Below are 7,221 nucleotides of genomic sequence, written 5' to 3' on the forward strand. Positions count from 1 at the left end.
CACTGGGCGAGCTGCCCGTCGAGCGAAACGCTCCGGGACACGATCCCCGTCAAAACCCCGTCAGTCCCTAGGCTCTGGCCATGGCGATTGAATCCCTTGACTTCGGCGACAGCATCGCGGGCCTCCTGGTGGACGGCATCGAGGAAACTCCGTACTCCGGGGCGACGCTGAAGCTCGTTTCTCCAGGCGGTATACACGTTGACGTCCCGTACATCAGCCACGACAACACCGACCAATTTCGGCACGTCGAGAAGTGGTTCGACACAAAGACGCCGCCGTCCAACATGCTCCTTCTGACAGAAGAAGGTCCGATCTCCTTCTTCGGGACGAGCTGGCATGGCCACTCCGAACGATTGGGGCGCAATATCTCGCTCGGAACGTTGGCCCCTGAAGAAACCGTTCTAGCTGCGCGTGATGGGGCGCTTGCCGACCCGCTCACCGTGTCAAGAGTGCAGAGCAAGCTTGACGGCTTAAACACTTGGGTCGGAGCTGCTGCGGTTACGACTGAGAGGGAGACCGACAAGATCGGCCGCCTGAAGAAATATCGTATCGAGGTCGAGGGCATCGAAGTTGCATCGTGGACCCAGGGCAATGCAAAGATGACACTGCGCTCCGACTGGCGCATCCGCCACCACGACGACGGCTACTCAAGGCTTCAGCAGGTTTACGACGACTTCGTTCTCGACAGCAAGTTCTACGGCGGGCCGCGTCCGTTCTTTGATCACTTCGTGGAACACAAGAAGATTGCCAACCTGCTGGTGTTCCTCTACGCCCGGGCTATCCCGTTTCGCGAACACCGGGTTCGCGACCAGCGGTTCGTCGCGCGCCTCATGGGTGGCCGTGTGTATAACGCTCCGTACGTCGAACTCATTAGCCGAAGGTCAGTGCGGGACCGGGAACAGCCGGTCCCGAGCACCGGAGAATTGGGAAGACCGCTCGCCCATTTCAAGCAGCTCGACACCGTGGGGTTGGAGACATGGTCTTCCAACTACGACGCTTGGCAGAGATTCATCCTGCCCGCCGCGGGTGTGTTGGCCCGAAAGGGCGCATTTCTTGAAGACGTCGTAATGTCCACCTCGCTCGCACTCGAAGCTGCCGGGCACATAATCGGCATTCGCGACAGCGAGCGAGACACCTATCATCGCGGACGCCCGACCACAGCAACATGGATTTACCGCTGCCTTCACCTTCTCGGGGTCGCGTGGGGCGACTATGTATACAGCACCGCGGGACTTTCACGAGCAATCGCAAACAACTACAACGACGTGAAGCACTATGACCGCGGTGAGTTTCCGAGTTTGGAAGAGACGGACCTCGTGGCTACCGTGAATCGCTTGATTGTCCGGCTACTCGCTCTACACCTAACTGGGAAAGGCGATGAATTGCTCAGACCGTACCGCGATGACGAGAGAGAGCTTTGGCGGATCAAGGAGCGCTTCGAGGCCTATAACCGGCGCATCGTTGACGACCGTGGAACGTGGGAGGCCACTACTACGTGAATGGGGCTTACTACGTGAATGGGGCTGCCTTGCTTCCGAGGGTGTCGGAGGTCGCAGACAGACTGGTATGTGTCAGTCTCACCCGCGACTCGCTTACCGAAGGAGTTAGAAGCAATGGCAGTTGAAATCACCCACGTGCGTTACGAGGGTTTTTCCAAGACGCACGAGGCCATCATCAGCTACAAGTGGAAGAACACCGGCAGCGCCGAGACGGGCAGCAGCGATAAGCCGACGATGGTCGACTGGATCGACAACAAGGATGGCGACGCCTACGTCGGCAGCGGCACGAGCTGTGTGAACGTCGGGACCGTGCACCCGGACACCGGCCGCCCCTACCTGCGCACCTATGCCGACGGCAAGTGGAACAACAACTTGCTGTCCCTGCCGACGTTCTGAAAATCGGGGTGAGCCTCGGCGCACGTGTCGCCCGAATCGACATGTGCGTCGGGGCTCCCCCATATCAGCGCTCTAGGCCAGGGAAGGTTTGCGCTACGCCGCCCCGCGCCCGTCATCGTGGCGAGATCCTTTCTTCATCGAATGTCTGTTCGCACTTGGCGGCGCGTCGAGTCTCGAATGTCAGTTCGGAGCGGTACCTTGTTCTCGCGATTTGCTCTGCCGGTGTTCTAACCCGAGGAGGCACATTGGCAACAGGTAAATTGGATCGTCGGGCGGTGTCCGACGTTGCATTCAGATGCGGCTGCTGCGAGATGTCTTATGCGGGGTCGGTTCGATGGAATCATTCGAGTCGAACGTGCGCTGTCTGCCAAGATCACGCACAGGCTGGCTCAATGGAGCGAGACAAGCGCCATAAGCAAATGTGGGCAGATCGATTGGCGGCTATCCAGTCCACGGCGGCCACTCGTCAAGCGGATTTGATCGCAAAGGTAGAGGCCGCCGAACGAAGAGCGGAGGCGCTGGAGATTCAGGCCAAAGACCTAAGGGCCGCGCTTGAGTCTGGTCTTCAGAGCGTGCCTCCGGACGTGATCGCCAGCTACTTCGAGACGGACGCTGTACGCACGGCGCATGAAGCGCGTGACAGCGCGTATCGGCAGCGGGACACGGCGATGCGTGCCATTTGGCGCGTCGAGCAGTTGCACCACCCTGAGACCTCTGCAAGTCGGAAATGCAGCTGTGGCACTACGAGCTGTGCAGTCGAGCGAGCAGTCAGTCGCGTCGCGGATTCCATGCTTCGTTGGGAGCGCAACCAAATCGACCGCGTCAAGGCCTGCAAGCGAGACCAACTTCCTGATGAGCATCCTGACGCGAAGAAGTACCGGAAGCTGTACGCCGACTCGACAGATTGGTATGACTGATTCCCTGGTCGGCCGTACGGTTCCGCGATCCCCGTCGCGAAGCAGAAAAACCCCGCCACCGCGCTCCGCCGACGTGCGCCGACGCAAACCGAAGCGCGCTGAGTAACGGGGCTTGAACCCGCCACCTTCCCAGGAAAAAACTGGGCAAGGCGGACTAGGGCGGTCCGGGATGGATCAACTCGGATGACCTCGGTCCAAGCCTCTGTAGGGTCTTCCAAACTGATTACGCGGGTTCGATTCCCGTCATCCCCTCCACTCGCCTCTCCGTCGTCCCCCATTTGGACCAAATGTGGGGTTACGGGCTCGCATTCGCGACATTCGGCCCAAATCTCCTCACGGCGAGACGCCGGGACCGGTCGCTGTGCGCCAATAGGCTGGCTCCCGTGCCGCAGAACCTCGCCTCCGCTCCGCTCCGCCTCGTCGTCGCCGACGACTCCGTGCTGCTGCGCGAGGGGTTGATCCGGCTGTTCGACGAGGCCGGGTTCGATACGGTCGGCGCGTACGGCGACGCGGAGTCGCTGCTCGCGGAGGTCGGCGCTGTGCGGCCGGATGTCGCGGTGCTGGACGTGCGGATGCCGCCGACGTTCCGGGACGAGGGGGTGCGCGCGGCCCTGAGGCTGCGGGCCGAGCACCCGGGGGTCGCCGTTCTGCTGCTGAGCCAGTACGTCGAGGGGACGTACGCGCAAGAGCTGCTCGCGAGCGGACAGGGCGGCACCGGCTACCTGCTGAAGGACCGCATCGCCTCGCTCGACGAGCTGCGCGACGCGGTGACGCGGGTGGCGCAGGGCGGCACCGTGCTCGATCCGGAGGTCGTCCGCGAACTCCTGACGCGGCGGGTCGACCCGGTGGCCGCCCTGACGCCGCGCGAGCGCGAGGTGCTCGGGCTGATGGCCGAGGGGCGCACCAACTCGGCGATCGCCGCACAGCTGGTGATCGGGGTGGGGGCGGTCGAGAAGAACGTGACGTCGATCTTCCAGAAGCTCGCCCTGGAGGACTCCGGCGACGACCACCGCCGGGTGCTCGCGGTACTGGCCTTTCTGCAGCGCTGAGGACACACTGGCTTCTGCAAGGCTCAACGACGACGAAAGCAGGTGCACCGTGGCAGGACTGGACGACATCACCAACAAGGCCAAAGAGTTCCTCGACAGCGACAACGTCACGAACGCGCTGAAGTCGGAGCAGGCCGAGGACATCAGCGACAAGCTCCTCGACGGCGTCGCCGACGCCGCCAACAAGATCACCGGCGGCAAGTTCGAGGACCAGATCACCGGCGCACGCGACGCCGCGGACAAGGCCGTCGGGAACGAGTAGCGACGACCTGGCATCGACGGGCGGGTGACGGCGTGACCGTCACCCGCCCGTCGTCGTACACCCGTGTCAGGCCAGCGGGATGCGGGCCCCGATCCGGGTGGGACCGCCGGCGGGGCTGTCCACGGACAGCTCGCCGCGCAGGCCGCGGACGCGCTCGCCCAGACCGCTCAGACCGTGGCCGGGGACGAGGGAGGCGCCTCCCGTCCCGTTGTCGGTCACCCAGAGGCTGAGCCACGCCGCGCCGGAGGGATCCGTGGTCCGGTCGAGGAAGAGTCGCGCCTCCGTCGCACTCGAATGCTTGGCGAGGTTCGCGGAGAGCTCGGCGAGCACGTAGTAGGCGTTGCGTTCCGTCTCGGGGCTGAACCGCTCGCCCGGCGCCAACGACGACTCCACCCGCATCGGGACGGTGCTGCGCGCCGCCAGCGACTCGGCGGCCGCGACCAGGCCGCGGTCGAGCAGGAGGGGCGGGGCGAAGCCGCGGGACAGGGCGCGCAACTCCTCCAGCGTGTCGCCGGCCTGCTGGCGCGCCTCGGCGAGCAGCGCCGCAGCCGCCTCGGGGTCGTCGGACAGCTTGCGCTCGGCGGCGGCGATGTCCATCTGCAGCCGGATGAGGCGCTGCTGCGGGCCGTCGTGCAGGTCGCGCTCCAACCGCCGCAGCGACTGGTCCTCGGCGGCGACGGCAGCACCGCGCGAGGCCGACAGGTCGGCGACCTCCTGCCGCAGCTCCTCCGACCGCCACGCTCCGAGCAGGCCGCGGGCGATGCCCTCGTGCACCAGGGTCAGCCCCCGCGTGACGAACGGGAGCGTCACGGCGAACAGCACCCCGAGCACGAACGAGAGGATGCGGTCGCCGATCACCGGGTCGAACGACGAACGGGTGCCGGTCGCCCAGTCGACGATCACCCGGGAGAGGAAGACGTTCTGCCCGTCCCGCGGGATGAAGAGGTCCCAGAACCAGTTGGTCAGACCACCGAGGGCGACCGCGGTCCAGCTGAGCGCGATGGTCCACGACACGATGCTGACGATCGGGTTGATCAGCAGGCCGTGCAGCAGGGCGAGCCAATAGTGCCCGTTGACGAACGGACCGAACGCCGCACGCCAGAAGCTGCGCGGCTTGTCGGCGGGCTCCCACGCCGGTTGCGGGATCTCCGGCCGCCCGGCCCAGCGCAGGCGGGTCAGCTCCACCGTGCCGAACGCGCGGGCGGTGTAGAAGGTGGCGATCAGCACGAACAGACCGACGTAGATGACGATGGTCCCCACACCGAACCAGAACATGGTCTGCAGCACGGACAGCCCGACGATCGCGATCGGCATGGTGAGCAGCAGGAAGCCCAGCTCACGGGGCACCGCCTTCCACAGCGAGCCGTAGGAGGCGCGACGGGCGGGAGGTGCGGGGCGGGTGGTCACGGGATCCAGCATGGCGGATGAGGCGGCAGTCATGTGCGTCTCCAGTCGAGGGGCGATGCCTCCAGCCTCCCGTGACCGCAGCGCCCGCGGTAGGCGGGTGCCCGGTCGATCCGTGCGGGGGTTATCCCCCTCCCGCGGCTGGCCCACGGCCACCAGCCGGCGTACGGCGACCACCCAGGCAAGCCTCGGCTTAGTTAGCGGAGGCTCAGCTTCGTTGCGGAATTCCGGGAGCTGAGTAGCGTTGAAGCAGGCACGAGAAAGGACGCCAAACAATGACGGACATCGCCGCAAGCCAGAGTGTTTCCAACCCGGACGTCGCCGCCGGGGTCGCCCAGTTCCTCAGCCCGGTGGTCATCGACCTCACCGCGCTCGTCGTCAACGGAAAGCAGGCGCACTGGCACGTGCGCGGCGCCAACTTCATCGGCGTGCACGAGCTGCTCGACACGATCGTCGACCACGCGCAGGAGTGGGCCGACCTGGCCGCCGAGCGCATCGTCGCCCTGGGGCTCCCGGTCGACGGCCGCCTGGGCACGGTCGCCGCGAAGACCACCACCCCGGAGCTGACGGCGGGCTTCCGCCCCTCCAACCAGACCATCGCCGAGGTCATCGCGCAGATCGACGCCGCCCTCGCGGCCGTCAACACCGCCGTGAAGGAGCTCGACGAGCTCGACCAGACCAGCCAGGACGTCGCGATCGAGATCGCTCGCGGCCTCGACAAGGACCGCTGGTTCCTGTTCGCGCACATCAGCGAGTAGTCGCCGCGCCGCGCCACGAACGCGCCTGAAGGGCCGCCCTCCACCTCGGAGGGCGGCCCTTCGCCGTTCCCGATGCCGACATCGGCACCTGCACGTGCACCGGCGCTCAGCGGATCGCGTCGTGCGTGAAGCGGCCGGCCAGCAGGGTCGCCGCCACCGGCAGCGTGCGCATCTCCTCCGCCGACAGGGCGGACGGATCGGCGTCGAGCACGGCGAGGTCGGCGGGCTCGCCGGTCGCGATCGCGCTGCGCACCGAGGCCTCCAGGGCGGCGGAGAGCGGGATGCGCTGCTCGGGATGCCAGGGCCCGCGCCCGTCGCGCGCCCGACCGACGGCCGCCGAGATCGCCAGCCACGGATCGAGCGGCGCCACCGGGGCGTCGGAACCGAACGCCAGCCGGACGCCGTGCCGCACGAAATCGGCCAGCGGGAACGCCCGGTCGGTGCGCCCGGCCCAGAGGCGGTCGGCGACGTCCCGGTCGTCCATCGCGTGCTCGGGCTGAACGCTCGCGGTGACGCCGAGCCGGGCGAACCGGGCGACGTCGGCCGGGTCGACCAGCTGCGCGTGCTCGATCCGGCCGCGGGCGCCGACCCGTTCGAACGCGTCCAACGCGCGGCGGTTCGCCTCGTCGCCGATGGCGTGCACGGCAGGCTCGATGCCGTTCTCGACGGCGAACCGCATCGCGGCGACGAGCTCCTCCTGGTCGAGGTTGGCGACGCCGTGCCCGCCGTCGGGATAGGCGTGACGGCACAGGGCCGTGCGGGTGTTGAGCGAACCGTCGGAGATGACCTTGAACGGCCCCACGGTCAGCAGACCCCGGGTGCCGTCGACCGGCCGCCCCGTGCGGAGGCCGAGCGCTGCGGCGCGCTCCAGGTCGTCGCCGTAGATGCCGAACTCGACCCGGAGGAGCGGCTCGGCGGCGGCGAACCGCCGCACCC

General features: G+C 66.7%; 8 protein-coding genes. 6 read left to right on the forward strand and 2 right to left on the reverse strand.

Going from position 1 to position 7,221, the window contains the following annotated elements; all coding sequences use genetic code 11:
- Positions 1–80: 80 nt before the first annotated feature.
- From U870_RS0103190 to U870_RS0103205, 5 genes are all read left to right on the forward strand, one after another.
- Entirely contained in the window at positions 81–1,499 is a 1,419-nt protein-coding gene (locus U870_RS0103190; protein WP_025155972.1) for a hypothetical protein, read from the forward strand.
- A 114-nt stretch (positions 1,500–1,613) separates the two neighbouring features.
- Positions 1,614–1,895: a DUF3892 domain-containing protein gene (locus tag U870_RS0103195; RefSeq protein ID WP_025155973.1), complete on the forward strand. Its 282-nt coding sequence runs from the start codon at positions 1,614–1,616 to the stop codon at positions 1,893–1,895.
- A 392-nt stretch (positions 1,896–2,287) separates the two neighbouring features.
- Complete coding sequence (locus U870_RS24225; RefSeq protein ID WP_162819072.1) at positions 2,288–2,812, forward strand: hypothetical protein; 525 nt, start codon at positions 2,288–2,290, stop codon at positions 2,810–2,812.
- A 383-nt stretch (positions 2,813–3,195) separates the two neighbouring features.
- Positions 3,196–3,861 carry a response regulator transcription factor gene (locus U870_RS0103200; RefSeq protein WP_025155974.1) on the forward strand — a complete coding sequence of 222 codons (666 nt, stop codon included), beginning with the start codon at positions 3,196–3,198 and terminating at the stop codon, positions 3,859–3,861.
- A gap of 49 nt (positions 3,862–3,910) precedes the next feature.
- Positions 3,911–4,123, forward strand: coding sequence for an antitoxin (locus U870_RS0103205; RefSeq protein WP_025155975.1), 213 nt, complete (start codon positions 3,911–3,913; stop codon positions 4,121–4,123).
- Positions 4,124–4,189: 66 nt separating this feature from the next.
- Here the strand turns inward: U870_RS0103205 and U870_RS0103210 are convergent, their stop codons facing one another.
- Positions 4,190–5,530: a sensor histidine kinase gene (locus tag U870_RS0103210; RefSeq protein WP_025155976.1), complete on the reverse strand. Its 1,341-nt coding sequence runs from the start codon at positions 5,528–5,530 to the stop codon at positions 4,190–4,192.
- A gap of 272 nt (positions 5,531–5,802) precedes the next feature.
- On the opposite strand from U870_RS0103210, the gene U870_RS0103215 reads away from it, so the two are divergent.
- On the forward strand, positions 5,803–6,285 hold the full coding sequence (locus U870_RS0103215; RefSeq protein ID WP_021763778.1) for a Dps family protein: 483 nt from the start codon (positions 5,803–5,805) through the stop codon (positions 6,283–6,285).
- Positions 6,286–6,391: 106 nt separating this feature from the next.
- Here the strand turns inward: U870_RS0103215 and U870_RS0103220 are convergent.
- Positions 6,392–7,221, reverse strand: an 830-nt coding sequence (locus U870_RS0103220) for an amidohydrolase family protein (protein ID WP_025155977.1), incomplete at its 5' end; no start/stop codon positions are given.

Origin of the sequence: Leifsonia aquatica H1aii (assembly GCF_000633535.1) — a bacterium.
In the GTDB taxonomy this organism is placed as follows: Bacteria; Actinomycetota; Actinomycetes; order Actinomycetales; family Microbacteriaceae; genus Leifsonia; species Leifsonia aquatica_A.